The sequence below is a fragment of the Stenotrophomonas sp. GSD10 genome (assembly GCF_056172695.1).
Map to the genome: position 1 here is coordinate 652392 of NZ_JAOCMC010000002.1, position 24805 is coordinate 677196.

The following is a 24805-nucleotide window of genomic DNA, read 5'->3' on the forward strand; positions in this document are numbered from 1 at the left end:
GGTTGAAGCCGCGGTGCGGCGGGTAGGGGAAGCGTGCCTGCATGGACATTGCGACAGAAGCCATTCGAATGGCATCCTGAAGTCCACATCTGTGGACGTTGCGCATGCTCAATCTCAACGACCTGGCCCTGTTCGTCACTGCCGTGGAGCAGGGCGGCTTTGCCGCCGGCGGTCGCCATCTGGGCCTGCCGCGCTCGACCCTGAGCAAGCGTGTGGCATTGCTGGAGGAGCATCTGCAGGTGCGCCTGCTGCAGCGCAGTTCGCGTCGCTTTGCGCTGACCGAGGTCGGTCAGGAGTTCTTCGAACGCGCACGCGCGGCGTTGTCCGAGGTTGAGGCTGCCGAGGCCATCGTCCGCGACCGCCAGGCCGAACCCAGCGGCAGCGTGCGCATCAGCGCTTCGATTCCGGTGGTGCAGGGCGAGCTCGCCGCATGCCTGCCCGCGTTGGCCCGGCGCTATCCGCGGCTGCGCATCGAAGTTGAAGTGAGTGATCGTTTCATCGATCTGACGCAGGAAGGCATCGACATCGCCCTGCGCAGCCACTTCGGCCCCTTGCCGGATTCGGGGCTGGTGCAGCGCACGCTGGGCAGCGAACGCATTGTGCTGGTGGCGGCGCCTGCGTACCTGGCCGCCGCGCCTGCGCTGGATGCGCCGGAGCAGCTGCGCGGGCATGCCGGGCTGCTGACCGCGCGCCATGCAACGCGCTGGACACTGCACGGGCCGGCCGCGCGCAGCGTGCAGGTGGAACCGCAGGTGGCGATGGTCGGCAACGAATCGCAGCTGCTGATCGCGGCGGCCGAAGCCGGCCTGGGCATCACCGTGTTGCCGCACAGCCTGTGTGCGGCGGCCATTGCCGCCGGCCGCCTGCAGCGGGTATTGCCGCAGTGGCATGCCGGAGAGGTGACCACCAGCGTGCTGCTGCCGCATCGTCGCGGCCAGTTGCCGGGCGTGCGCGTGGTGGTGGACGCGCTGGTGGCGCATTACCAGCTCAGCGCAGCGCCTGCGCCAGCACCTGCCAGATCCGTGGGTCCTGGCACTGCGAAACGTTGAAGCGCAGATAGTCGGCCGCGCGCTGCGACTGGCTGAAGGCATTGCCCGGTGCCAGCACGATGCCCTCGCGCAGGCATTGCCGCGCCAACGCAGCGGCATCGCGGCCATCGGGTAGCTGGCACCAGAGGAACAGGCCGGCTTCCGGTTGCAGCCACGCGGTGATGCCCAGCGCGTGCAGTTTCCGCAGCGTGTGCCGGCGCGCATCGGCCAGGCGCGAGCGCACCGACTGCATGTGGCGGCGATAGCCGCTGTCGGTCAATGCGATGTGCATCAGCTGCGCGGCCAGGTGGCCACCGCCGAAGCTGGTGGCCAGCTTCAGATCGGTCAGCGCTTCGATCCACTCCGGGCGCGCGGCGATGTAGCCGCAGCGCGAGGCAGCCGACAACGTCTTGGAGAAGCTGCCGACATGGATCACCCGCGACAGGCCATCGAGCGCGGCCAGCCGCGGCGCAGGGTGCAGCTCGAAGTCGGCGAAGATGTCGTCTTCGATGATGATCAGTTCGCTGCGTTCGGCCAGCCCCAACAGCCGATGCGCGGTGCTGGCCGAGAGGATCGCGCCGGTCGGGTTGTGCAGGCCGGAATTGGTGATGTACAGCCGCGGCGCGTGCGCCTGCAGCGCCTGCGCGAACGCGTCCAGATCCGGGCCGGTGTGCGTGTACGGCACCCCCACCGCCTGTACCTGGTGCGCCTTCAGCAGGGCGTGGTAATTGAAGTAGCTGGGGTCATCGACCAGCACGCAGTCGCCGGGCTTGAGCAGGAAACGGCAGATCAGGTCGACGGCATGCGTGCCCGATTCGGTGAGCAGGATCTGCTCCGTCGGCGCGTCGATGCCCAGCATCGCCGCACGCCGCTGCAACAGCTGGCGCAGGGCGGCCAGCCCGAGCGGTCCGGCGTAGTCGACCAGCTGCGGTGCATCGACGCGCGCCAGCCGGCGCAGGCCGCGACGCATGCCATCGTGGTACAGCCAGGTGCTGGGCATCCAGCCACAGCCGGGCTTGAGGTGGCCGGCGGGTGTTTCCAGCGATTGTCGTGACACCCACAGCGGATCCACCGCACGGTCCAGCCGCGGTTCCATCTCGGCCAGGGCCAACGGCGCCACCGGGCCGCTGACGTAGAAGCCGGACCCGGCGCGGGCGGCGATCACGCCTTCCGCTGCCAGGCGCTCGTAGGCCTCGACCACGGTGGACACTGACACCCCCATCGCCGCCGCCTGCGCGCGCACCGAGGGCAGGCGCGAGCCCGGCCCGTCCAGCCGTGCGCTGATGCGGCTGCGGACCATCTGGATGACCGATTCAATGCGGGTAAGGGGGCGGTTCATGGCGGGACTGTAGTGGAAGTGTGAGCAGTACAGTTTCTTGAAACTGTACTGGATTGTAGCTGGGGAGATGCGGCGGTCGATGCTTCCATGGACGTCCACCGGGCATCGCCCGGCATTGCGGGAGCACAGCTGTGGAACGGTCGGCGAGTGGGTGGGTCAATGGCTTCATTGGTGTGGTGATTTTTGCCGGCTCGTTGCCGGCCACTCGCCTGGCGGTGCTGCAGCTGGATGCGGGGTTCGTCACCGCCGCGCGCGCCAGCATCGCCGCCGTGCTCGGGCTGGGGCTTTTGCTGCTGCTGCGCCAGCCCTGGCCCCGGCGCGCAGACCTGCCCGGGCTGGCGGTGGTCAGCCTGGGCGTGGTGGTGGGCTTTCCGCTGTTGACCGCGCTGGCCCTGCGCCATGCGTCCTCGGCGCACACGATCGTGTTTCTCGGCCTGCTGCCGTTGAGCACGGCCTTGTTCGGCGTGCTGCGGGGCGGTGATCGTCCGCGCCCGGCGTTCTGGCTGTTCTCGCTGCTGGGCAGTGCCTGCGTGGTCGGCTACGCGGCCCGCAACGGTATCGAGGCCTCGCTGCAGGCCGACCTGCTGATGCTGGCGGCGATCGTGGTGTGCGGGCTGGGCTATGCAGAGGGCGGCCGGCTTGCGCGACATCTCGGTGGCTGGCAGGTGATCAGCTGGGCGCTGCTGCTGGCGCTGCCGGTGATGTTGCCGCTGACGGTACTGATGCGCCCGGTCTCGTTTGCTGCGGTGGATGCCTCGGCATGGTGGGCGCTGGGGTACGTGGCGGTGTTCAGCATGCTGCTTGGGTTCCTGTTCTGGTACCGCGGCCTGGCACAAGGCGGCATCGCGGCCGTCGGCCAGTTGCAGCTGCTGCAACCGTTCTTCGGCCTGGCGCTGGCGGCACTGCTGCTGCACGAGTCGGTCAGCCTGGGCATGGTGCTGGTGACGCTGGGCGCGGTGATCTGCGTGGCCGGCGCCCGACGCTTCAGCCGCTGAAAAAAGGGACGGAGGGGATCAAGTCGTTCCTGGCACTTCATGGGCGATTGCGCCTTAATCCCCACCGTCCCCTTTTCTGGCGATAGCGTGGGCGTATCGTGGTGGGTGGCCAACGGTATTGGCCAGCGCCGTCGCTCCTGGTTGAAGCTGGGCCGATGCAGCCGATTTCCCCTATTTCCTTTGAGGGCCAGGTGGGCCTGGTGACCGGCGCCGCCGGTGGGCTGGGCCTGGCCTACAGCCGCCTGCTGGCCCAGCGCGGTGCGCACGTGGTGATGCATGACGTGGGTGCGGGTACCGATGGCCGTGGTCGCGACCCGCAGCGCATCCTGCACAGTGTCGAGACGCTGCGGGCGCAGGGCCTGTCGGTGCAGGGCGCAAGCGGACCGATCGACGACCGCGCCGGTTGTCACGCTGTCCTGCATTCGTTGTTGCAGCAGCATGGCCGCATCGACTTCCTGATCCACAACGCCGGTTGGGTGGAGTACCAGGCGCTGGAAGCCATCGAGGACGAGGCGCTGGAGCGGATGCTGTGCCTGGCGGCGAAGACCCCGCTGTGGCTGGCGCAGGCAGCGTGGCCGGCCATGCGCGACGCCGGTGGCGGACGCATCGTCATCACCACCTCTGATCGCGCGCTGTATCCGCAGTACGCACAGCGTGGGCTGTCCGCCTATGCGATGGGCAAGCTGGCTGCGCTCGGGCTGGTCAATGTGCTGGCGCTGGAAGGGGCCGCACACGGCATCGTGGTCAACGCGGTGTCGCCGGTGGCCAAGACGCGCATGTGGGGCATCGACGGCGAGCCGGATGAACTGCATCCGGAGGCGGTCGCACACGGCGTGGCCTACCTCGCCTCGCCGCGCTGCCTGCAGGGCGGGTGGACGCTGCGCGCGAGCAACGGGCAGTTCCACGCGCTGCGCCTGCAGGAGGCCGAGCATGTGGCCTACCCACGCGATCTGCGCGCGATCAGCGCCGACAGCATCGAAGCGGTGGCGTTGCAGTGGCCGGCCATCGCCCGCGCCAGCGTGGACGTGCGCAGCTGAGGGCGTACGCTAGGCAGGTTTCCATCGGCTGCATCCAGATGATCGACCTGCGCCTGCTCCGCCAGTTCGTGGCCGTGGCCGAAGAACTGCACTTCCACCGCGCTGCGGCCCGCCTGCACATGTCACAGCCGCCGCTGACCGCGGCGATCCGGCGTCTGGAAGACGCGTTGGGCAGCGAGCTGATCGTGCGCGGCAACCGCACCCTGGGCCTGACCGCGGCCGGGCAGACCTTGCTGGTGGAAGCACGGGCGACCCTGCAGCAGGCCGAGCAGGCGTTGCAGCGCACCCGCGCTGCCGCCGCCGGGCACTGTGGCAGCCTGCGCGTGGGGTATGTGGGCAGCGCACTGTACGGACGCCTGCCGGGATTGATCCGCCACTTTCGTCAGCAGTATCCGCAGGTGCAGCTGCATCTGCACGAAGCCACCTCGCGCCAGCAGCAGCAATGGCTGCGGGAACAGCGCATCGACGTCGGCGTGCTGATTCCACCGATTCCGGCCGCCGAGCTGCTGCTGCACGACTTCGATCACGACCGCCTGGCGATTGCGCTGCCGCGTGCACATGCACTGGCCGACGCAGCGCAGGTCAGTGTGGCGATGCTGGCCGACGAACCGTTCGTATCGTGGCCAGCGGGCGAAGGCACCGGTTTCCATGCGCAGGTGCTGGGCCTGTGCACCGCCGCAGGCTTCACCCCGCACGTGGTGCAGGAAGCACAGGGCATGCACGCGGTGCTGTCGCTGGTGGCGGTGGAAGCCGGGGTGGCGATCGTGCCGGCCAGCATGGCCAGCTTCCGTCCGGAAGAAATCGTCTATCGCGAGCTGGAAGGCGATGCAGCGCGCTTCGCCCTGCAGTTCTGCACGCGCCCGCAACAGCCCTCGCCGGTGCTGGGCAATTTTCTGCAGGCGGCGACCAGCGGCTGATACGGCGGGTCAGCTAACCCTTGTCACTGCGGAACAGATGCGTAGCGGCATAGTCGATGAACACCCGCAGCCGTGCACTGGGGTGGCGCCCACCAGGCCATAGCAACGAGAACTGCCCTTCGTAGGTGGGCAGCGCGGGCAGCACCCGTTGCAGGCGGCCGTCGGCCAGTGCGTCGGCGGCCAGGAAGTCGGGCATCCAGCCCAGGCCCATGCCACCGATGGCGGCGGCCAGCAGGGCTTCCATGTTGTTGCAGGTCATCGCCGTTGGAAGGTGCGCTCCGGCGTCACCTTCAATCCCCGGCAGCCGCCACGGATGCAGCTTTCCGGTGGTCGGGTAACGGAAGCGCAGTGCTGCATGCATGCGCAGGTCGCCCACGTCGGCGGGCGTGCCATGCGCCTGCAGATAGCCGGGCGCGGCACAGAGCATGAAACGAAAGCCACCCAGCCGCCGCGCGGTCAAGCTGGAGTCGGCCAGTTCACCGCTGCGTATCACCGCGTCGAGGCCTTCGCTGACCACATCGACGATGCGGTCGTTGAAATCCAGTTCCAGCTGTACCTGCGGGTAGCGCTGCTGGAAGCCGGACAGCACCGGCAGCAGGAACCGGTAGCCGATGGTGGGCAGGCCGATGCGCAGCAGGCCGCTGGGCGCGTGCTGGCGCTGCGCCAGATCCGCCTGTGCCTCGGAAAGCTCGTCCAGTGCGCGCCGGCAGCGCTGCAGCAGCAGTTCGCCTTCGTCGGTGAGGTGCACGCGGCGGGTGGTGCGATGGAACAGGCGCGTGCCCAGGTCCTGTTCGAGGCGTGCGATGCGCTTGCCGACCGCCGAAGCGGACAGGCCGAGCACACGGGCGGCGCCGACGATGCTGCCGGCCTCGGCGGTTCGGACGAAGGCGAGCAGGGCAGAGATGGAGTCCATACGGGCATGATTGCGGAACATCTGGCCGTAATCAACGTCCATTCAGCCTGTTTTTCAGCAATAGCGGCCTGCCCATCATCAATGCCCCTGATGGAAGGAGGCCCGCATGGCCCCGGTTTCGATGCTCCCTGAATCTGATCGCACGCAGCAGCGCTGGGCGCTGCTGGCGGTCTGCCTGGCCGCGCTGGCGCTGCCGCTTTCGTTCTCGGCCGGCGCGGTTGCGGTCCCCGTGCTGGCCCGCTCCGCTGCGGCTTCGCCGACGGCCCTGGCCTGGGTGACCAATGCGTTCATGCTGACCTTCGGCAGCCTGCTGCTCGCTGCCGGTGGCCTGGCCGACCGCTATGGGCGGCGGCGGCTGTTCCTGCTGGGCACGGCCGGGTTCACCGCCGCCACCGGCGCCGCATGCCTGGCACCGGCGCTGCCCTGGCTGGATCTGGCGCGAGGTCTGCAGGGCGTTGCCGCCGCTGCGGCGCTGGCGTCCGGCACGGCGGCGCTGGCGCAGGCCTGGCAGGGGCCGGCGCGTGGCCGCGTCTTCGCCCTGCTGGGTACGACGTTCGGTGCGGGGTTGGCATTGGGGCCGCTGCTTGCCGGCCTGCTGCTGCAGGCACTGGGCTGGCGCAGCGTGTTCGCCGCCGGCGGCCTGCTGACGTTGGCGGCCTTCGCACTGGGTGCACGCGTGTTGCCGGAAAGCCATGGCGAGCGCGGCCGGCTGGACATCGCCGGCATGCTCGGCTTCAGCCTGATGTTGGCGGCGTTGACCCTGGCCCTGCTGTGGCTGGGCGAATTCGGCGTGCAGGCACTGCGTGTGCGGGTGGCGCTGCTGGCGACGCTGCTGCTGGGTGTGGCGTTCGTCGCCCTCGAACGTCGGCAGGCGTCACCGCTGCTGGACCTGACCCTGTTCGCGCAACCGGCGTTCCTGGGGTGCAGCTGCTGCCGGTGGCGACCTGCTTTGGCTATGTGGTGCTGCTGGTGGTGCTGCCGCTGCAGCTGATGGGTGTGCATGGGCAGAGCGCGGCCTGGGTCGGCCTGCAGATGCTGGCGCTGTCCGCACCGATGCTGGTACTGCCCCTGCTGGCCGCGCGCTGGGCGCAACGGATCGGCAGCGCACCGCTGTGCACGTTCGGCTTGTTGGCCGGTGCAATGGGCCTGTACCTGTTGTCGCGGCAGGCGGTACATCCTTCGCCAGCGCAGTGGATGCCGTTGCTGCTGCTGATCGGTGCCGGCACCGCACTGCCGTGGGGGCTGATGGATGGCCTGTCGGTGAGTGTGGTGCCGGTGCAGCGCGCTGGCATGGCGGCCGGCATTTTCGGCACGGTGCGGGTGGCCGGCGAGGGCATTGCGCTGGCGGCGGTCACTGCATTGATCGCGCTGTTGATCGGCCAGCGGCTGCACGGCGCGTCGCCGGCAACGGTGGCCAGGGCGGCGGCCTATCTGGCTACCGGCGCGCAGGCGCAGGCCGCAGCGCTGTTGCCGGCGATGACTGCCACGCAGCTGCAGCAGGCCAGCGCCCAAGCACTGGCGGCGCTGCTGCGCGTGCTGGCGGTGCTGACCGCCGCATGCGCGGTGCTGTTGCACCTGCTGCTGCGGCGGCCAGCGCCGGCGGTGCTCAGAACCGATAGCTGATGGTGCCGGTGACCACGCGCGGATAACCGGCGAAGCAGTCGCCGAAGGTGCGGCACGGTGCGTAGTAGCGCTTGTCGGTGAGGTTGGTGATGTTCAACGCCATCGTCCAATCGGTTACCTGCACCTCCAGCAGTGCATCGGCCAGCGTGTAGCTGGGGGTGACGATGCGCCCGCCGTTGCCCAGCGAGACCGTGTTGCCGACGTGGCGCACGCCCAGGCCCAGGCGCAGGCGTGCGGCATCATCCAGCTGGAAGCCCTTGGACACCCAGGCCGAGGCCAGGTCCTGCGGCGTATCGTTCAGACGCTCGCCCACTTCCAGCGCGAAGTTGCTGCGGCTGACTTCGGCTTCGTTGCGTGCAACGGCGGCGGTGACGGTGAGGTCGTTGGCGAACTGGAACTGGCCTTCCAGCTCGATGCCCTTGGAACGGATCTGGCCGGTCTGCACCACGTTCAGCACGTTGTCCGGATCGTTGGTCTGCCGGTTGGTTTCGGTGATGCGATAGGCCGCCATCGTCAGCAGCAGGTTGCGTGCCGGCTGCCACTTGATGCCGGCTTCGCCCTGGCGGCCGCGCATCGGCTTGAAGGCCTGGCCGAACAGGTCCTGGCCGGACACCGGCAGGAACGATTCGCTGTAGCTCAGGTAAGGCGACACGCCGGCTCCCACGTCGGCAATCAGGCCGGCGCGATAGGTGGTGGCGTTGTCGGTCTGGCTGGGCTGGCCCTCGGTTTTGGAGCGCGCATGGTCGCGACGCGCACCGAGCACCAGCGAGACGCGGTCGGCCCAGCGGATCTGGTCCTGCACGTACAGGCCCAGCTGGGTGGAGGTCTGGTCGGGCTGGCGTTCCCAGCCGCGCACCGTCGGCGCCACCGACACCGGGTTGTAGATGTCGATCGGCGTGCCGGTGGCATCCAAGCGCTGCAGCTGTTCCTTGTACTGGCTGTAATCCACGCCTGCCAGCAGCAGGTGCTGGAAGGCACCGGTGGCGAAGTCGAACTGCAGCGCGTTGTCGGCGCTGAGGATCTGCACGTCCGGGCGGGTGCCGTAGGCGGTGCGGTTGACCACGCGGCGCGCAGCGTCGATGAACGGATCGGCCGGATTGCTGTAGCTGTCCACGTACATCTGCTGCAGCGTGGTCCTGCCGTCGATGTAGCGCAGCGCCGAGCGCAGGCTGAGCACGTCGCTGAAGCTGTGGTCGAACAGTGCAGTGAGGCTGTAGACGCGCGAGTCGATGCGGTCGAAACCGGGGTCGCCGATGAAGGTGGACGGATCCAGGCGGCGCCCGGGCGGCGCCAGCAGGGTTGCCGCCAGGGGCAGGAACTGCTGGCTGGAGCCGGTCTTGTCATGCTGGTAGCTGGCCAGCAGGGTGAGGTTGCTGCGCTCGCCGCGCCAGCTGATCGACGGGGCCAGGTAGACGCGATCATCCTTGAGCGTGTCGGTCTGCATGTTCGACGCGCGCACCAGCCCGACGAAGCGTCCGGCTACGCTGCCATCGGCGTTCAACGTGCCGTTGAGATCGCCCTGCAGCTGGCGCCGGTCGAAGCTGCCGAGCTGTACGCCGAGCTCGCCGCTGGGCGAGGCGAAGGTGGGGCGCTTGCTCATCGCATTGATGATGCCGCCGGTGGCACCGGCGCCGTACAGCACCGAAGAGGGGCCGCGCAGCACCTCCACCCGTTCCAGGCCGTAGATCTCCGGTCGTGCCAGCGGGCTGAAGCCATAACTGCGGCGCAGACCATCGAGGTACTGCACCGGGTCCAGGCCGCGCACCGAGGTGGCGTCGTTGCGGGTATCCAGGCCCCAGGCGTCGGCGGTGACGCCGGCGCTGTAGCGCAGCACTTCCTGCAGATTGTGCGCGCCGCGATCGGTGAACAGCTGCTGGGTGACCACGCTGATCGCCTGTGGCGTCTGGGTCAGCGCGGTATCGGTCTTGGTCGCGGTGCTGGCACGGTCGGCGACGACGCTGACCCGGTCCAGGGTTCGCGCATCAGGCGCGTCATCGGCCAGGGCCAGCGGAGCGGTGAGACAGGCGGGAAGGCAGAGCGCAAGCGACAACAGGGTGCGGCGGGCGGGCATGGCGGTCGGTCCACAGGAGATCGCCGCGGATTATCGGGACCGGCTGCACATGATGCAAATGATTCTCAATGGCGTGTCATCTGGAGGTCGTCCGCGCATCACGCCGTGCATGCCGCCGTGGGCCCAGTATCGATCGTCCCCGTCCCCCACGGAGACCCGCCATGTGGCTGCTTGACCATCTCTGGCCCGGCCGCAGGCCCGTGCCCGCCCCGGTTGCCGCCGAGCCACCGGCGATGCCCCGCCGGCCCTGGCTGAAACGCCCCGCGCGGGCCGGCCGCAGCGGTATGGCGCCCTGGCAGAAGGTCGCCGCACCGCCGCGGCGCAGCCGCCACTAGGCGCTGCGGTCGGCGGGGTGGTTGACCCCGTCGTTGACCGGGATCACGCCCAGCGCGAACGGGTCGATGCCTTCCAGGCAGGCCACGTTGTAGCCGTACTGGTCGGGGTTGGAGCGCCGGCGATGATGGGTGTAGATGCCGCATACGCCGCAGAAGTAGTGCTCGGCCACGTGGGTATTGAACTGGTACCGCTGCAGGTGGTTCTGCCCGCGCAGCACCTGCAGGCCTGCGCGTGTGACGCTGGCGGCGATGGCGCCACGGCGGCGGCACATCGAGCAGTCGCAGCGGCGCGGGTCGACGATGCCATCGGGCAGATCGAGCAGCAGTTCGACCGCACCGCAGTGGCAGGTGGCGCGGTGCCGGGCTTGGACCGGAACGCCGGCCACGGACGTAATGCCCATTGTTGATCCTGTGTGGTGGAACGTGGTCCAAGACCCTGCGCCGGCCGGCCTGAACGGGCCGTAGATGCCACGCTGAGCCGGCTTGTGGCTAACTATGCGGCTTCAAGACCGCCACAGGATGCCAGTGAACGCCGCAGGACGTTGGATGACAGGAAGTGCCATGGCGCTGGCGGCGTTGTGGGTGACCGGCCTGCTGGCCTATCAGCTCCCCGGGCCGGGCTGGCTGGCCACGGGCGTGGCGATGCTGTGGCTGCTGCTCGCCCTGTGGGCCTCGTGGCAGGTGGCGCGCGGTCACGGCACGCGCCGCCTGGGCCTGGCGTTCAGCGCATCGTTGGCGCTGGCCGGGCTGTGGTGGCTGCTGCTGACCCCGCGCCAGGACCGGGTATGGGCCGACGATGTTGCCCAGCGCCTGCACGTGGTGTCTTTCGACGGCCGCCATGTGGTGCTGGACAACGTGCGTGACTTCACCTGGCGCAGCGAGACCGACTACGACGCGCGCTGGGTGCGCCGCCAATACGATCTTGACCAGCTGCGCTCGGCCGACCTGGTGCTGTCGTACTGGATGGGCCCGGCCATTGCCCACACGCTGATCTCGTTCGGCTTCGACGATGGCCGCCATGTGGTGTTCTCGCTGGAGATCCGCAAGGAACGCGGTGAATCGTTCTCGGCGTTGGGCGGCTTCTTCCGCAAATTCGAGATGACCCTGGTCGCCTCGGAGGAGACCGACATCATCCGCACCCGCACCAACGCGCGCGGCGAGGATGTCTACCTGTACCGCCTGCATGGCATGGACCGCGCGCAGCTGAAGGAGCTGTTTGCCGCGTACATCGCGCAGGCGCGCGAGCTGGATGCGAAGCCGGGCTTCTACAACACGCTGACCAGCAACTGCACCACCATCGTCTTCGACCTGGCCCGGCATATCGCGCCGCGTCTGCCGCTGGACTACCGCCTGCTGCTGTCAGGCTATCTGGCCGAGTACGCGCAGGACGTCGGCGCGCTGACCCCGGGCGTGACGTATGCCGAACTGCATGACAAGGGCCGCATCACCCAGCGTGCGCTGGACCTGGGCGACGGCGCCCATTTCTCCACCGTGATCCGCCAGGGCGTGCCCGGCACCGAGCAGGACCCGCAGTAATGACCCCATTCTTCCCGTCCCGCTGGCAGCGCCTGCTGCCGGCGTTGTTCGCCGCCTTCCTGCTGCTGGGCAGCAGCGGCTGTGCGATGGTCACCGTCAAGCAGGTCACCTCCAGCGATTCGCTGGTCAACAAGCGTGCCGACGTGCTCAACACCGGCAAGCTCAGCCCCGCCGCGCGCGAGACGCTCAGCGCGGCGGGACTGGACGAGTCGCAGTGCGAGAAGGACTTCTTGGTCTGCCGCAGCACGCTGCTGATGACCGATGACCTCAACGTCGAGCAGCGCCTGTCGGCGCTGTCCGAGCTGTGGGTGAAGGCGGCGCTGGCGCTGACCCCGAAGAAGACCGCTGCCGGCGATCCACCGATGAGCGACGCGGCGCTGGATGCCTGGCTGGAAGCCGCGCGTTACGCGTATGCCTACCTGTTCTACAGCGGCCGCTCGCCGTCCGACCGCGCCTTCGAGGATCGGCAGACCCAGGTGCGCGACTACTACAACTATGCGGCCGAGAAGGCAGCGGTGGTGCTGTTCGTGCGCGCGCGTGCGGCGGCATTGGCCGGCGAGGACTATACGAAGCCGCTCTCGGTCGGCAGCTGGTCACTGGCCTCCAACTACCAGCAGTTGAACCTGAAGAGCATCCCGGCGCAGCTGGTGCCGGCCGGCACGGTCAGCTTCGTCGGCCTGCGCAGCACCTATCGCCGCGACGGCTTCGGTGCCGAGCTGGTGATGGTGATGGACCCGCCGAAGCTGGTCGCACCAGTGATCGCACCCGATGGCCCCAAGGCCGATAGCGCGCCGGATGACGAAGACGATGCGCGCCGCGGTCGCCGCCATCGGCATGACGACTCGGTACCCGAGTTCAGCGAAATGTCTTCGATCAATGTCACCGCGCTGCTACGCTTCGAGGGCAGCAATCTGGACGATGTGATGCGCACGCGCCGGGTCGAGCTGGACGCTTATTCGCCCGAAGCCACCGAGCGCATCACCCTGCACGGCGAACAGGTGCCGCTGGCCGGCAACTTCACCGCCGCCTACGGCCTGTGGCTGGCGCAGAGTGGCTTCGCCCGGCAGTCGCTGCGCACGCTGTTTGGCATGAGCGAGGGCATCGGCGAACCGCACATCTACCTGATGCAGCCTTGGGACCCGAACCGGCGCATCATCTTCATGCTGCACGGCCTGGCCAGCAGCCCGGAAGCATGGGTGAACCTGGCCAACGAGATCATGGGTGATCCCGAGCTGCGCCAGCAGTTCCAGGTGTGGCAGGTCTATTACCCGACCAATGCGCCGATCGCGCTGAACCGCTACGAGATCGCCAACGCGTTCAATGACACACTCAAGCACTTCGATCCCAACGGCAGCACGCGTGCATCGAAGGACATGGTCTACATCGGCCACAGCATGGGCGGCGTGCTCGCGCGCCTGCTGGTCAGTGATTCCGGAGACGTGCTGTGGAATGACCTGCTGGCCAACTACGACCTGAAGGGCGAGCGCCTGAAGCGCGTGCAGAACAAGCTGGGGCCGTTGCTGCATTTCAAGGCGCAGCCGAACGTGGAGCGTGCGATCTTCATCGCCGCACCGCACCAGGGCACCGATATTGCCGGCAACAAGGTCGGGCGCCTGATCGGCCGCCTGGTGCGCCTGCCGCTGACCATCCTCGGCAAGTTCGAGGACGTGTTCATGGCGCTGGCACAGGCCGAGCAGCAGGTCGACGGCACCGCCAAGCCGAAGATCCCCAACAGCATCGACAACCTCAAGGCCAGCGATCCGTTCGTGAAGGCGGCCGCGCAGCTGCCGATCGAGGCCGGCCTGAAGTACCACTCGATCATCGCCCAGCGCAAACCGGAACTGCCGGTGCAGAAGTCCGACGATGGGCTGGTGCCGTACTGGAGCGCGCACCTGCCGGGCGCGCTGTCGGAGAAGGTGATCATCTCCGGGCACAGCGTGCAGGAGACGCCGCAGGCGGTGCTGGAAGTGCGCCGCATCCTGCATCGGGATATCGATGACATGGGAGCGGCTGCCCGGTAGTGCCGGCCGCTGGCCGGCAATCCCACAATGCGCCGGCGCTACACCCGCCGTGCGATCACCGCAGCCAGCACCGCCAGGCCGAAGGTGATCGCCAGGCACAGCAGGTAGCCGGTGTGCGGTGCGCTGCCCACGAACGCGAACAGCGCGCCGGAGACCGCCAGGGCGGTGGTCACCGACAATGCCTCGCTGAGTTGCAGCGCGGAGGTGTTGGCGCCCTGCTCATGCGGCGCCGACAGCGAAAGCGTCAGCACCGACAGGCTGGCGTAGATCATGCCCATGCCGAAGCCGGTCACGGCCCAGCCGAGCAGCGACAACGGCAGCGGCACTGCGTTGAACAGCACCGCCAGCGTGGTGGCGATACCGACCGTCATCATCGCGGTGCCGGCGCGCAGCAACTGCTGGCGCGACCAGCCCCGCTGCTGGTGGCCCTGCAGCCACGAACCGGCAAACCAACCCAGCGCGCCCAGACTGAGCACGGCGCCGGCACCACTGGGCGTGAGCCCGCGCTCGCGCTGCAGCAGCAGCGGCAGGTAGGCCTCGCAGGCGAAGAAGGCCGCAGCGGCGATGCCGCGCAGCGCGATCACGCTGGGCAGCCCGCGGCGCAGCAGCAGAGTCCCCGGCGGCAGCAGCCGGTACACGCAGAACAGCAGTGCCAGCATCGCCACGCCGATGCACAGCAGGGCGGTCACGCCGCGCTGCTGGCCGCCGAAATACAGCAGCAGCGCCGCCAGCGACGCACCACTGGCCCAGCGCACCACGTTGCCGCGCGCACCGTCGTCGCTGCCGGCCACCGGCGGCTGCAGCCGCGCCAGCGCCGGGCGCAACAGCAGAGCCGCGGGGACCGCCAGCAACGGGACCGCCAGGAACACCCAGCGCCACCCCAGGTGCTGCACGATCAGGCCGCTGAGCGCAGGGCCGATCATCGACGGCACCACCCAACCTGCGGAGAACGCCGCGAACACCTTTGGCCGCAGCGGTTCGGGGTAGCTGCGGCCGACCATCACATACAGCGATACCGAGATCGCGCCAGCGCCCAGGCCCTGCAGCAGGCGCCCGGCTACCAGCACGCCCATGCGCGTCGCCAAGCCGGCCAGCAGCAGGCCCAGCACGAAGCAGGCCAGGCCGTACCACAGCGGGCGCGCCGGCCCATGGCGGTCAACCCAGCGCCCGGCCAGAGTCATGCCGATCACGCTGGTGGCCAGCGTGCCGCCAAAGGCCAGCGCATACAGGCGCAGTCCATCCAGCGCCTCGGCCACGGTCGGCATCGCTGCGGCCACCGCCAGCGCCTCGAACGCATGCAGCGCAACCAGCGCCACCATGCCGAGGGTGGTGGCGCGGTAGCGGGAGGACAGGATCGACATGGCGGCCGGCGGGTGCGTGTCGGCGGGCGAGAGTGTTGTGTTCATACCAGGCAGGGGCGGGCCGCGCTTGTCAACGAGCGGCGAAGATAGCAGCATGACACCTCAACCGTAGTTGAGGTCAAGGCATGGCATCCCAGGAATTGAGCGTGGGAGAGGTTTCCCAGCGCAGTGGCGTGGCCATTTCCGCGTTGCACTTCTACGAGCGCAAGGGCCTGATCAGCAGCCTGCGCACCTCCGGCAACCAGCGCCGCTACAACCGCGACGTGCTGCGCCGGCTGGCGGTGATCCGTGTGGCGCAGCGGGTGGGCATGCCGCTGGAGGCGGTCGCGCGGGCGTTCGAGAGCCTGCCCGAGGGACGGACACCGACCAAGGCCGACTGGGCCAAGCTGTCCGCACGCTGGCGCACCGAACTGGAACAGCGCATCCATATGCTGCAGCTGCTGCGCGATGAACTGACCGGCTGCATCGGCTGTGGTTGCCTGTCGCTGAAGCGCTGCCGCCTGGCCAACCCCGAAGACATCCTCGGCGAACGCGGCGACGGCCCGATGCGCTGGGAATGACGCACAGCAGAGGGGGCGGCTCGCGGTAGCGCCGGGCCATGCCCGGCGGATCACCAGACGGTGAGGGTCTCGCCGCTCTGGATGCCCTCGACCGCGCGCTGGAACGCCAGCGCGGCGCGCTGTGCGGTCACCGCTTCGAAGCCCGGGAAGTAGGGGCCGTAGTCGGCCATCGACTCGACCAGCACGTTGGGGCTGATCACGTTGATGCGCAGGCCGCGCGGCAGCAGCTCCAGCGCGGCGGCACGCACGAAGCCTTCCAGCGCGGCATTCACCGCCGTGGCGTTGACGCCATCGCGGATCGGATGGGCGCTGATGATGCCGCTGGTCAGGGTGATCGAGCCGCCCGCGTTGAGATGATGCTGCGCGGCCAGCGCCAATCGCACCTGCCCCAGCAGCTTGTCCTGCAGGCCAAGGTTGAACTGCGCTGGCGTCATCTCCTGCAGCGGGCCGAAGTGCACTGCGCCGGTGGTGGAAATCACCGCATCGACCGTACCGGTGCGCGCGAACAGATCAGCGACGCTGGCATCGTCGGTCAGGTCGACGCGCAGTTCGCCGCTGTGGCGGCCGGCAGACAGGATCTGGTGCTGCTGGCCGAGCTGGCGCGCGACTGCCTGGCCGAGGGTGCCGTTCGCGCCGACGAGGAGGATCTTCATGGCCGTTCCTTGCGAGTGGGATGGGCGCAGTCTGCGCCGTCACAGCCAGGTTAGGTAAGTGGCGTATGCTTCGCAGATTCCTAACGGTGGGTTAGTAATGGATACCTTGCGCTGCATGCACGCGTTTGTCGCCGTGGCCGAGCGCGGCAGCTTCACCGGCGCCGCCGAACAGCTGCAGGTGTCGGCGGTGATGGTGGGCAAGTACATCCAGCAGTTGGAAGCGCACCTGGGCACCGCGCTGCTGCAACGGAACACCCGTCGCCAGCGCCTGACCGAAGCCGGCAGCGCCTACCTGGCCGGGTGCCGGCAGGTGCTGGAACAGGTGCAGCAGGCCGAGGCCGATGTAGCCGGCCTGCAGGTGCAGCCGCGTGGCCTGCTGCGGGTCAGCGCGCCGACCACCTGGGGCAGCTGCGTGCTGGCGCCACCACTGGCCGGCCTGTTGCGCGCGCAGCCGCAGTTGAATATCGAGCTGGATCTGAGCAACCGGCGTGTGGACCTGATCGAGGATGGGTTCGATGTGGCGATCCGGGTGGGTCCGCTGCCGTCGCAGGAGGTGGTGGCGCGGCCGCTGCCGCCGTATGCGATGAGCCTGTGCGCATCGCCGGCCTACCTGCGCCGGCGCGGCACGCCACGGACACCGGCCGACCTGGCCGGGCACGATTGCCTGAGCCATCTGGCCTGGCGCGGCGGCCATGGCTGGCAGCTGGCCAATGGCGAGCAGGTCGATTGGGAAGCGCGCCTGACCTGCAACGATGGGTTCGCGTTGCGCGAAGCGGCCGTGGCCGGAGCGGGACTGGTGCTGCAACCGACCGCGTTGCTGGCGGGCGAAATCGCCGCAGGGCGCCTGAAGCCGCTGTTGCGCGACTACCTGCCCGAACCGCGGCCGATGCATCTGATCTACCTGCCCGATCGTAGGCCGCGCCCGCGATTGCAGTGCTTCGTGGATTTCGTCATGACCACCTTGGGGCGATAGATGGGGTCAGATCCCTTTGCCTCGGCAAAGGGATCTGACCCCAGCGGATCAATCATTGGCCGCAGACAGTTCCTGCCCACGCACCTGCGCGGCGCGCAGGGCGTTGTCCACCAGCGCCTCGAAACCTCCGGCCTGGAAGCTCTCGATCGCGGCCTGCGTGGTGCCGTTCGGCGAGGTCACGCGACGGCGCAGTTCCGCCGGGCTTTCGCCGGCCTCATCGAGCATGCGCGACGCGCCCAGCAGGGTCTGCACCACCAGCGTGCGTGCCGCCTCGGCCGGCAGTCCCTGGGCGATGCCCGCCGCTTCCATCGCTTCGGCCAGCAGGAACACATAGGCCGGGCCGCTGCCGGAGACGGCGGTGACCGAATCCATCAGCGCCTCGTCATCGATCCACACGGTGCGCCCGGCACTGGCCAGCATCTGTTCGGCCTGCGCGTGCTGCGCCGCATCCACCGCCGGCGTGGCGAACAGGCCGGTCACACCGGCGCCGAGCAGGGCGGGCGTGTTGGGCATCGCGCGCACCACCGGCAGCTGGCCACCCAGCCAGCGCTGCAGCTGCGCGCTGGTGATGCCGGCGGCGATCGACACCACCAGCGGGCGGTTGTCCTGCGCCAGTGCCTGCAGCGACTGGCAGACCTCACGCAGCACCTGCGGCTTCACCGCCAGCAGCCAGGTGCTGCCCTGCGCGGCCGCGTCGGCGGCGTTGTCGTGCACCTGCACGCCGAAGTCGGCGGCCAATGCCTGGCGCAGTCCGGCCACCGGTTCGGCCACATGGATGCGTGCGGCAGGCACGCCCTGGCGGATCAGGCCGGCGATCAGGCTGCGCGCCATGTTGCCGCCGCCGATGAAGGTGATGGAATCAGTTGCCATGGAAGTCTCCTTCGAATGTCAGGCCGGGCGCGGGCGTGCGCCGAACAGGGCGGTGCCGATGCGCACCAGGGTGGCGCCCTCGGCGATGGCTTCGGCGTAGTCACTGCTCATGCCCATCGACAGCGTGTCCAGCTGCGGGTGCTGGGCGGCCAGTGACTGGAAAAGTGTGCGCATGCGCACGAACGCGTCGCGGCGGCGCTCGGCCTCGGGCCACGGCGCGGGAATGGCCATCAGGCCACGCAGGCGCAGGCGGGGTTCGGCGGCAATCGCGGTGGCCAGTGCCACCACGTCCTCCGGTGCACAGCCGTGCTTGCTGGATTCGTCGTCGATGTTGACCTGGATCAGCACGTTCAGCGGGCCACGCACCTCGGGGCGGTGCCGTGCCAGCGCGGTCACCAGCTTGGGCCGGTCCACGCTCTGCACCCAGTCGAAGTGGGCGGCGACGGCGTCGGCCTTGTTCGACTGCAGATGGCCGATCAGGTGCCATTCCAGCGCCAGGTGCTGCAACGCCTGCATCTTGGCCAGCGCTTCCTGCACGTAATTCTCGCCGAACGCCTGCTGGCCCTGGGCGGCCAGCGCGGCCACGGCCTCGGCCGGTTGGGTCTTGGACACCGCCAGCAGGCGCGGGTCGGGCCGGCCGGCCGCTGCGGCGGCGGCATGCAGGTTGCTCAGGATCTGGGGCAGGGGAGTGGCCACGTAACGCGTTCCATTGAATCAGGAGGCTATACTGCCGCCCGGGGAAAGATCCTTCCAGTCGAAGCCGTTATTGGGGAGTAGCCGCTCATGGATATCGCCGAACTGCTGGCGTTTTCCGTAAAGAACAAAGCGTCCGACCTGCACCTGTCCGCAGGCCTGCCGCCGATGATCCGTGTGGACGGCGACGTGCGCCGGATCAACATTCCAGCCCTGGACCACAAGCAGGTCCATGCGCTGGTGTACGACATCATGTCCGACAAGCAGCGCCGCGATTACGAAGAATTCCTCGAAGTGGATTTCTCGTTCGAGATCCCGTCGCTGGCGCGCTTCCGAGTGAACGCGTTCAACCAGAACCGTGGTGCCGGTGCGGTGTTCCGTACCATTCCCTCCGAGGTGCTGACCCTGGAGGACCTGGCCTGCCCGCCGTTGTTCCGCGAGGTGATCCAGCAGCCGCAGGGCCTGATCCTGGTGACCGGTCCGACCGGCTCGGGCAAGTCGACCACGCTGGCGGCGATGATCGACTACATCAACAAGAACGAATACGGCCACATCCTCACCGTCGAGGATCCGATCGAATTCGTGCATACCTCGCAGAAATGCCTGATCAACCAGCGCGAAGTGCATCGCGATACGCACGGCTTCAACGAAGCGTTGCGTTCGGCACTGCGCGAAGACCCGGACATCATCCTGGTCGGCGAACTGCGTGACCTGGAAACCATCCGCCTGGCGCTGACCGCCGCAGAAACCGGCCACCTGGTGTTCGGCACCCTGCACACCAGTTCGGCGGCCAAGACCATCGACCGCATCATCGACGTGTTCCCGGCCGGCGAGAAGCCGATGGTGCGCTCGATGCTGTCCGAATCGCTGCGCGCGGTGATCTCGCAGGCGCTGCTGAAGAAGGTCGGCGGCGGTCGTACCGCAGCGTGGGAAATCATGGTGGGCACCCCGGCCATCCGCAACCTGATCCGCGAGGACAAGGTGGCGCAGATGTATTCGGCCATCCAGACCGGCCAGCAGTACGGCATGATGACCCTGGACCAGCACCTGCAGGATCTGGTCAAGCGCAGCCTGATCACCCGCAATCAGGCCCGCGACTACGCCAAGGACAAGCGCCTGTTCGAGTAAGGCGGGACGACCACGGGCGGCGTGCGCCCCGCGCCGCCGTTGCCGTGCTGTTTCCTCCACCGACCGTTTCCTGGTACATGCCCCATTGGGAGCCCGCCGTGAACACCACCGCGACCACCATCGATTTCACTTCGTTCCTCAAGCTGATGGCGCACCAGCGCGCCTCGGACCTGTTCATCACCGCCGGCATGCCGCCGGCGATGAAGGTCAACGGCAAGATCTCGCCGATCACGCAGACCCCGCTGACGCCGCAGCAGAGCCGCGACCTGGTCCTCAATGTGATGACCCCGGCGCAGCGCGAGGAGTTCGAGAAGACCCACGAGTGCAACTTCGCCATCGGCCTGTCCGGTGTCGGCCGCTTCCGTGTCAGCTGCTTCTACCAGCGCAACCAGGTCGGCATGGTGCTGCGTCGCATCGAGACGCGCATCCCGACCGTGGAAGAGCTGAGCCTGCCGCCGATCATCAAGACGCTGGCGATGACCAAGCGCGGCATCATCCTGTTCGTCGGTGCCACCGGTACCGGCAAGTCGACGTCGCTGGCGGCGATGATCGGCTATCGCAACCATAATTCGACCGGCCATATCATCACCATCGAAGACCCGATCGAATTCGTGCACAAGCACGAAGGCTGCATCATCACCCAGCGCGAAGTGGGCATTGATACCGACAGCTGGGAAGCGGCGTTGAAGAACACCCTGCGCCAGGCGCCGGATGTGATCATGATCGGCGAGGTGCGCACCCGCGAGGGCATGGACCATGCCATCGCCTTCGCCGAAACCGGCCATCTGGTGCTGTGCACGCTGCATGCCAACAACGCCAACCAGGCGATGGACCGCATCATCAACTTCTTCCCGGAAGACCGCCGCAACCAGTTGCTGATGGATCTATCGCTGAACCTCAAGGGTGTGGTGGCGCAGCAGCTGGTGCCTTCGCCCGATGGTCGTTCGCGCAAGGTGGCGATGGAGATCCTGCTGGGCACGCCGCTGGTGCAGGACTATATCCGCGATGGCGAGATCCACAAGCTGAAGGAAGTGATGAAGGATTCGGTCCAGCTGGGCATGAAGACCTTCGACCAGAGCCTGTTCGAGCTGTACCAGGCCGGTGAGATCAGCTACGAGGACGCACTGCGCTACGCCGATTCGCAGAACGAGGTACGCCTGCGCATCAAGCTCAGCCAGGGCGGCGATGCGCGCACGCTGTCGCAGGGGCTGGACGGCGTGGAGATTTCCGAGATCCGGTGACCACCGATCCGTAGAGTCGAGCTTGCTCGACCACAAAAGCAGTCGAGCAAGCTCGACTCTACCGGGCGCGCGGGCGATTGATGAATTCCAGTCATGACCGACTGCCATCCAGTCGGTTCAATCCATTGCCATTGCAGGCGTATCGTCAGCGCTCCCCCTCTGGAGCACGACGATGCAGACACGTGAACTCGGCCGCAGCGGCCTGAAGGTTTCCGCCCTGGGCCTGGGCTGCATGGGCCTGAGCCATGGCTACGGCCAGCCGGTCGAGCGCAGCCAGGGCATCGCTCTGCTGCACGCCGCTGTCGAGCGCGGCGTGACCTTCTTCGATACCGCCGAAGTGTACGGCCCGTATACCAACGAAGACCTGCTCGGTGAGGCGCTGGCGCCGTACCGCGACAAACTGGTGATCGCCACCAAGTTCGGCTTCAAGGATGCGCGGGTGGATACCGGCCTGGACAGCCGTCCCGAGAACATCCGCGCGGTGGCCGAGGCCAGCCTCAAGCGCCTGCGCACCGACCATATCGATCTGTTCTACCAGCACCGGGTCGACCCGAACGTGCCGATCGAGGATGTGGCCGGCACTGTGCGCGACCTGATCGCCGAGGGCAAGGTCGGCCACTTCGGCCTGTCCGAGGCCAGCGCGGCCACCGTGCGGCGCGCGCACGCGGTACAGCCGGTGGCGGCGGTGCAGAGCGAGTACTCGCTGTGGTGGCGTGAGCCGGAGCGCGAGCTGCTGCCGACCCTGCAGGAACTGGGCATCGGCTTCGTGCCGTTCAGCCCGCTCGGCCGCGGCTTCCTGACCGGTGCGATCAACGCCGATACGACCTTCGACGCCAACGACTTCCGCAACACCGTGCCGCGTTTCGAAGTGGAGGCGCGTCGCGCCAACCAGGCGCTGGTGGATCGCATCAGCACGATTGCTGCTGCTCGCGGTGCGACCCCGGCGCAGGTGGCGCTGGCCTGGCTGCTGGCACAGGCGCCGTGGATCGTGCCGATTCCGGGCACCACCAAGGTTCATCGCCTGGAAGAAAACCTGGGCGCGGCCGCGCTGCAGCTGGCGCCGGAGGAACTGCAGCGCATCGCACTGGCGCTGGAGGAAGTCTCGATCGTCGGCGAGCGCTACAACGCGCAGCGTGCGGCACAGGCCAAGGGCTGACCGCCCGGTGGGTGCAGAGTGTGGTGGGTGCGGACCGTTGGTGGTGGGTGCGGACCGTTGGTCCGCACTCCTTAGCCCTCACCCCATCGGCCCACGCAGCGCATCCAGCACCGTGCGCATCGCCACCGTTACGTGCCGGCGGGACGGGTAGTACGCGTAGTACCCATCGAAGTGCGGGCACCAATCGTCGAGCACCGACAGCAGCCGCCCATCATCGAGCATCGGTTGTACCTGGTCTTCCGGCAACCAGGCCAGGCCGCTGCCGGCCAGTGCGGCGGCGCGGGTCATGCCCATGCTGTTGAAGATCCACTGGCCACTGACGCGTACGCTCAGTTCATTGCCGTCCTTGCCGAAATCCCACGGCATCAGCCCGCCGTGTGTGGGCAGGCGCAGGGTCACGCAGTTGTGCGCGGCCAGGTCATCCGGGTGCCGTGGCACCACGTGCCGGCGGAAATAGCTGGGCGCGCCGACCACGCGCATGCGCAGCGGTGGGCTGACAGGTACGGCGATCATGTCCCTGGCCAGCCGCTCGCCCAGACGGATGCCGATGTCGTAGCGCTCGGCGACGATGTCGGCCAGGCCGTAATCGGCGGTCAGTTCCACCTTCAGGTCCGGGTACTGCTGCAGCAGCGGCGCCAGTCGCGGCCAGGCGATGTACTCGGCGGCATGGCCGGTCGCGTTGATGCGGATGGTGCCGGCCGGGCGCTCGCGGTACTCGGCCAGCGCGGCCAGTCCGTCCTCGATCTCGGCCAGTCGCGGGGCGAGCGTTTCCAGCAGGTGTGCGCCGGCCTCGGTGGTGGACACGCTGCGCGTGGTGCGGGTCAGCAGGCGCACGCCCAGGCGCTGTTCCAGACCGCGCATGGCATGGCTGAGCGCGGACTGGGAGACGCCCAGCTGCGCGGCCGCCCGGGTGAAGCTGCCCTCGCGGGCGACGTGGACGAAGGCCTGCAGGTCGTTGAGGTTTTCACGGGGCATGCGGGAATGATACGGCCGGGCTGCGCCCGGCACCTGCCGAATCAACGTCAACGGCAACGTCAAAAGCTGGCTTCCCGTGGGAGGCGGGGTGGCTCAGGTCGCGGGGGACGGCGCAAGTACGTCCATGTAGCCTCGGTCGCGCCATCCATGGCGCTCACGCCCCCGCAACCTGAGTCACCCCGCCTTCGACAGTTTCCCGCTGCTGTTGGTGGGTGCCGCCCGCTGGTCGGCACGGGATCCGGCACCACTACGTGAGGGTGTGTCGATTTCTGCGTCTGTGGTTCGTCGAATGAATGACTTCAACCGGAGCTGCACATGAGCACTGACACCAAGCCGAAAGGCCCGGCCTCGTATTTCCCCTCCATCGAAAAGACCTACGGGCAGCCGGTGGCGCACTGGTTCGGCCTGCTGTCGAAGAAGAAGGGGCTCAAGCACATGGAACTGGTCAGCTTCCTGAAGAGCGAGCACGGCCTGGGCCATGGGCACGCCAACGCGCTGGTGGCGCACCACCTGGCCGGCAAGGGGTGACCGGCGGCCGGCGGAGGGCAGGGTGGGACGCATTCAGCTGAACGATTTCATCTGCAACTGTCATGCGGATCGTGTCTAATAGCGCTCCCCACCTGCTGTTCCCCCACCCGCATGTCCCTTCCCTCCCATGGCCCCGCGCCGTGCGACGACGCTGACGGCCACCTGGTCACCGCCGGTCCGCTGACCCCGCCGCCCGACAGCGCCGGCACCACCGCCGATGAAAAAGCGCTGCGTCACTCGATCGCCGAGGACGTGCAGGGCATGGTGCTGGCCACCATGGTGGCCTCGCTGGGCCTGGCCATCTTCGCCAAGAGCGGGCTGATGATCGGCGGCATGGCCGGCATGGCGTTCCTGCTGCACTACGCGCTGGACTGGAACTTCGGCGTGGTGTTCGTGCTGGTCAACCTGCCGTTCTACTGGGTGGCGGTGCGGCGCATGGGCTGGGAATTCACCCTGAAGACCTTTGCCGCGGTCACCGCCTGTGGCGTGCTGACCGACCTGCTGCCGCGCTGGATCGACTTCTCGCACATCCACCCGCTGTATTCGGCGATCGTCGGTGGCGCGCTGTCCGGGCTGGGCATCCTGTTCTTCATCCGCCACCGCGCCAGCCTCGGCGGCATCGGCATCCTGGCGGTGTACCTGCAGCGCACCCGTGGCTGGAGCGCGGGCAAGGTGCAGATGTCCTACGACGCGTGCCTGATGGTGGCTGCGTTCTTCGTGTTGTCGCCGTCGAAAGTGCTGTATTCGGCCATCGGCGCAGTGGTGCTCAGCCTGGTGCTGATGTTCAACCACCGCCCGGGCCGTTACATGGGGGTGTGATCGCGTTCGCCGGGCATGGCCCGGCGCTACCGG

At 68.1% G+C, this 24805-nt stretch carries 22 protein-coding genes and 1 pseudogene; 14 read left to right on the top strand and 9 right to left on the bottom strand.

Features of this window, described 5'->3' with window-relative positions; translation table 11 throughout:
- The first annotated feature begins 104 nt into the window (after positions 1-104).
- Positions 105-1049 carry a LysR substrate-binding domain-containing protein gene (locus N4G47_RS03185; RefSeq protein ID WP_475285149.1) on the top strand — a complete coding sequence of 315 codons (945 nt, stop codon included), beginning with the start codon at positions 105-107 and terminating at the stop codon, positions 1047-1049.
- Here N4G47_RS03185 and N4G47_RS03190 read toward each other — a convergent pair.
- Positions 988-2367, bottom strand: a complete 1380-nt coding sequence (locus N4G47_RS03190) for an aminotransferase-like domain-containing protein (protein WP_475285151.1) — start codon at positions 2365-2367, stop codon at positions 988-990. The two genes, N4G47_RS03185 and N4G47_RS03190, sit on opposite strands and share 62 nt — an antisense overlap.
- A 131-nt stretch (positions 2368-2498) precedes the next feature.
- Between N4G47_RS03190 and N4G47_RS03195 the strand changes: the two genes are divergently transcribed.
- The 3 genes from N4G47_RS03195 (at position 2499) to N4G47_RS03205 (ending at position 5316) form a co-directional block, all read left to right on the top strand.
- Positions 2499-3362: a DMT family transporter gene (locus N4G47_RS03195; RefSeq protein WP_475285153.1), complete on the top strand. Its 864-nt coding sequence runs from the start codon at positions 2499-2501 to the stop codon at positions 3360-3362.
- A gap of 155 nt (positions 3363-3517) precedes the next feature.
- A complete protein-coding gene (locus N4G47_RS03200) occupies positions 3518-4399 on the top strand; it encodes an SDR family NAD(P)-dependent oxidoreductase (protein ID WP_475285155.1) in 882 nt (293 codons plus the stop codon).
- A gap of 38 nt (positions 4400-4437) precedes the next feature.
- Positions 4438-5316, top strand: a complete 879-nt coding sequence (locus N4G47_RS03205; protein WP_475285157.1) for a LysR family transcriptional regulator — start codon at positions 4438-4440, stop codon at positions 5314-5316.
- Between the two features lie 13 nt (positions 5317-5329).
- On the opposite strand, the gene N4G47_RS03210 is transcribed toward N4G47_RS03205, so the two are convergent.
- Complete coding sequence (locus tag N4G47_RS03210; RefSeq protein WP_475285159.1) at positions 5330-6229, bottom strand: LysR family transcriptional regulator; 900 nt, start codon at positions 6227-6229, stop codon at positions 5330-5332.
- Positions 6230-6335: 106 nt separating this feature from the next.
- On the opposite strand from N4G47_RS03210, the pseudogene N4G47_RS03215 reads away from it, so the two are divergent.
- Positions 6336-7852: pseudogene (locus N4G47_RS03215) on the top strand (MFS transporter).
- Here the strand turns inward: N4G47_RS03215 and N4G47_RS03220 are convergent.
- Positions 7836-9923 carry a TonB-dependent siderophore receptor gene (locus N4G47_RS03220; RefSeq protein ID WP_475285161.1) on the bottom strand — a complete coding sequence of 696 codons (2088 nt, stop codon included), beginning with the start codon at positions 9921-9923 and terminating at the stop codon, positions 7836-7838. The pseudogene N4G47_RS03215 and the gene N4G47_RS03220 sit on opposite strands and share 17 nt — an antisense overlap.
- Positions 9924-10254: 331 nt before the next feature.
- Positions 10255-10659 carry a GFA family protein gene (locus tag N4G47_RS03225; RefSeq protein ID WP_475285163.1) on the bottom strand — a complete coding sequence of 135 codons (405 nt, stop codon included), beginning with the start codon at positions 10657-10659 and terminating at the stop codon, positions 10255-10257.
- Positions 10660-10819: 160 nt separating this feature from the next.
- On the opposite strand from N4G47_RS03225, the gene N4G47_RS03230 reads away from it, so the two are divergent.
- Entirely contained in the window at positions 10820-11794 is a 975-nt protein-coding gene (locus tag N4G47_RS03230; protein WP_475289883.1) for an Lnb N-terminal periplasmic domain-containing protein, read from the top strand.
- Entirely contained in the window at positions 11794-13815 is a 2022-nt protein-coding gene (locus tag N4G47_RS03235; RefSeq protein WP_475285165.1) for an esterase/lipase family protein, read from the top strand. The genes N4G47_RS03230 and N4G47_RS03235 overlap by 1 nt, the downstream gene beginning before the upstream one ends.
- A 38-nt stretch (positions 13816-13853) precedes the next feature.
- On the opposite strand, the gene N4G47_RS03240 is transcribed toward N4G47_RS03235, so the two are convergent.
- Positions 13854-15272 carry an MFS transporter gene (locus N4G47_RS03240; RefSeq protein ID WP_475285167.1) on the bottom strand — a complete coding sequence of 473 codons (1419 nt, stop codon included), beginning with the start codon at positions 15270-15272 and terminating at the stop codon, positions 13854-13856.
- Positions 15273-15301: 29 nt separating this feature from the next.
- On the opposite strand from N4G47_RS03240, the gene soxR reads away from it, so the two are divergent.
- A complete protein-coding gene (soxR, locus tag N4G47_RS03245; RefSeq protein ID WP_107230054.1) occupies positions 15302-15736 on the top strand; it encodes a redox-sensitive transcriptional activator SoxR in 435 nt (144 codons plus the stop codon).
- Positions 15737-15786: 50 nt separating this feature from the next.
- Here the strand turns inward: soxR and N4G47_RS03250 are convergent, their stop codons facing one another.
- Positions 15787-16389, bottom strand: a complete 603-nt coding sequence (locus tag N4G47_RS03250; protein ID WP_475285169.1) for a short chain dehydrogenase — start codon at positions 16387-16389, stop codon at positions 15787-15789.
- Between the two features lie 97 nt (positions 16390-16486).
- Here N4G47_RS03250 and N4G47_RS03255 point away from each other — a divergent pair, with 97 nt between their 5' ends.
- On the top strand, positions 16487-17362 hold the full coding sequence (locus N4G47_RS03255; protein WP_475285171.1) for a LysR family transcriptional regulator: 876 nt from the start codon (positions 16487-16489) through the stop codon (positions 17360-17362).
- A 48-nt stretch (positions 17363-17410) separates the two neighbouring features.
- Here the strand turns inward: N4G47_RS03255 and proC are convergent, their stop codons facing one another.
- On the bottom strand, positions 17411-18232 hold the full coding sequence (gene proC / locus N4G47_RS03260; RefSeq protein ID WP_475285173.1) for a pyrroline-5-carboxylate reductase: 822 nt from the start codon (positions 18230-18232) through the stop codon (positions 17411-17413).
- Positions 18233-18250: 18 nt separating this feature from the next.
- On the bottom strand, positions 18251-18928 hold the full coding sequence (locus N4G47_RS03265) for a YggS family pyridoxal phosphate-dependent enzyme (RefSeq protein WP_475285175.1): 678 nt from the start codon (positions 18926-18928) through the stop codon (positions 18251-18253).
- An 87-nt stretch (positions 18929-19015) separates the two neighbouring features.
- Here N4G47_RS03265 and N4G47_RS03270 point away from each other — a divergent pair, with 87 nt between their 5' ends.
- The 3 genes from N4G47_RS03270 to N4G47_RS03280 all read left to right on the top strand — a co-directional run bounded on the left by N4G47_RS03270 (position 19016) and on the right by N4G47_RS03280 (position 22450).
- The gene (locus tag N4G47_RS03270) at positions 19016-20053 is read left to right on the top strand and encodes a type IV pilus twitching motility protein PilT (RefSeq protein WP_006422551.1); all 1038 of its coding nucleotides are present in this window, start codon (positions 19016-19018) and stop codon (positions 20051-20053) included.
- 77 nt (positions 20054-20130) lie between these two features.
- Positions 20131-21294: a PilT/PilU family type 4a pilus ATPase gene (locus N4G47_RS03275; protein WP_107230059.1), complete on the top strand. Its 1164-nt coding sequence runs from the start codon at positions 20131-20133 to the stop codon at positions 21292-21294.
- Positions 21295-21466: 172 nt separating this feature from the next.
- On the top strand, positions 21467-22450 hold the full coding sequence (locus tag N4G47_RS03280) for an aldo/keto reductase (RefSeq protein ID WP_475285178.1): 984 nt from the start codon (positions 21467-21469) through the stop codon (positions 22448-22450).
- A 78-nt stretch (positions 22451-22528) separates the two neighbouring features.
- On the opposite strand, the gene N4G47_RS03285 is transcribed toward N4G47_RS03280, so the two are convergent.
- Entirely contained in the window at positions 22529-23425 is an 897-nt protein-coding gene (locus tag N4G47_RS03285) for a LysR family transcriptional regulator (protein WP_475285180.1), read from the bottom strand.
- Between the two features lie 315 nt (positions 23426-23740).
- Here N4G47_RS03285 and N4G47_RS03290 point away from each other — a divergent pair, with 315 nt between their 5' ends.
- Positions 23741-23953: a DUF4287 domain-containing protein gene (locus tag N4G47_RS03290; protein WP_099553959.1), complete on the top strand. Its 213-nt coding sequence runs from the start codon at positions 23741-23743 to the stop codon at positions 23951-23953.
- Between the two features lie 111 nt (positions 23954-24064).
- Positions 24065-24772, top strand: a complete 708-nt coding sequence (locus N4G47_RS03295; RefSeq protein ID WP_029379885.1) for a YitT family protein — start codon at positions 24065-24067, stop codon at positions 24770-24772.
- Positions 24773-24805 lie beyond the last annotated feature (33 nt).

Coding starts and splice junctions, on each gene's coding strand:
- N4G47_RS03185 (WP_475285149.1), top strand. CDS start 105: ATGCTCAATCTCAACGACCTGGCCCTGTTCGTCACTGCCGTGGAGCAG.
- N4G47_RS03190 (WP_475285151.1), bottom strand. CDS start 2,367: ATGAACCGCCCCCTTACCCGCATTGAATCGGTCATCCAGATGGTCCGC.
- N4G47_RS03200 (WP_475285155.1), top strand. CDS start 3,518: ATGCAGCCGATTTCCCCTATTTCCTTTGAGGGCCAGGTGGGCCTGGTG.
- N4G47_RS03205 (WP_475285157.1), top strand. CDS start 4,438: ATGATCGACCTGCGCCTGCTCCGCCAGTTCGTGGCCGTGGCCGAAGAA.
- N4G47_RS03210 (WP_475285159.1), bottom strand. CDS start 6,229: ATGGACTCCATCTCTGCCCTGCTCGCCTTCGTCCGAACCGCCGAGGCC.
- N4G47_RS03220 (WP_475285161.1), bottom strand. CDS start 9,923: ATGCCCGCCCGCCGCACCCTGTTGTCGCTTGCGCTCTGCCTTCCCGCC.
- N4G47_RS03225 (WP_475285163.1), bottom strand. CDS start 10,659: ATGGGCATTACGTCCGTGGCCGGCGTTCCGGTCCAAGCCCGGCACCGC.
- N4G47_RS03230 (WP_475289883.1), top strand. CDS start 10,820: ATGGCGCTGGCGGCGTTGTGGGTGACCGGCCTGCTGGCCTATCAGCTC.
- N4G47_RS03235 (WP_475285165.1), top strand. CDS start 11,794: ATGACCCCATTCTTCCCGTCCCGCTGGCAGCGCCTGCTGCCGGCGTTG.
- N4G47_RS03240 (WP_475285167.1), bottom strand. CDS start 15,272: ATGCTGCTATCTTCGCCGCTCGTTGACAAGCGCGGCCCGCCCCTGCCT.
- soxR (WP_107230054.1), top strand. CDS start 15,302: ATGGCATCCCAGGAATTGAGCGTGGGAGAGGTTTCCCAGCGCAGTGGC.
- N4G47_RS03250 (WP_475285169.1), bottom strand. CDS start 16,389: ATGAAGATCCTCCTCGTCGGCGCGAACGGCACCCTCGGCCAGGCAGTC.
- N4G47_RS03255 (WP_475285171.1), top strand. CDS start 16,487: ATGGATACCTTGCGCTGCATGCACGCGTTTGTCGCCGTGGCCGAGCGC.
- proC (WP_475285173.1), bottom strand. CDS start 18,232: ATGGCAACTGATTCCATCACCTTCATCGGCGGCGGCAACATGGCGCGC.
- N4G47_RS03270 (WP_006422551.1), top strand. CDS start 19,016: ATGGATATCGCCGAACTGCTGGCGTTTTCCGTAAAGAACAAAGCGTCC.
- N4G47_RS03275 (WP_107230059.1), top strand. CDS start 20,131: ATGCCCCATTGGGAGCCCGCCGTGAACACCACCGCGACCACCATCGAT.
- N4G47_RS03280 (WP_475285178.1), top strand. CDS start 21,467: ATGCAGACACGTGAACTCGGCCGCAGCGGCCTGAAGGTTTCCGCCCTG.
- N4G47_RS03285 (WP_475285180.1), bottom strand. CDS start 23,425: ATGCCCCGTGAAAACCTCAACGACCTGCAGGCCTTCGTCCACGTCGCC.
- N4G47_RS03290 (WP_099553959.1), top strand. CDS start 23,741: ATGAGCACTGACACCAAGCCGAAAGGCCCGGCCTCGTATTTCCCCTCC.
- N4G47_RS03295 (WP_029379885.1), top strand. CDS start 24,065: ATGTCCCTTCCCTCCCATGGCCCCGCGCCGTGCGACGACGCTGACGGC.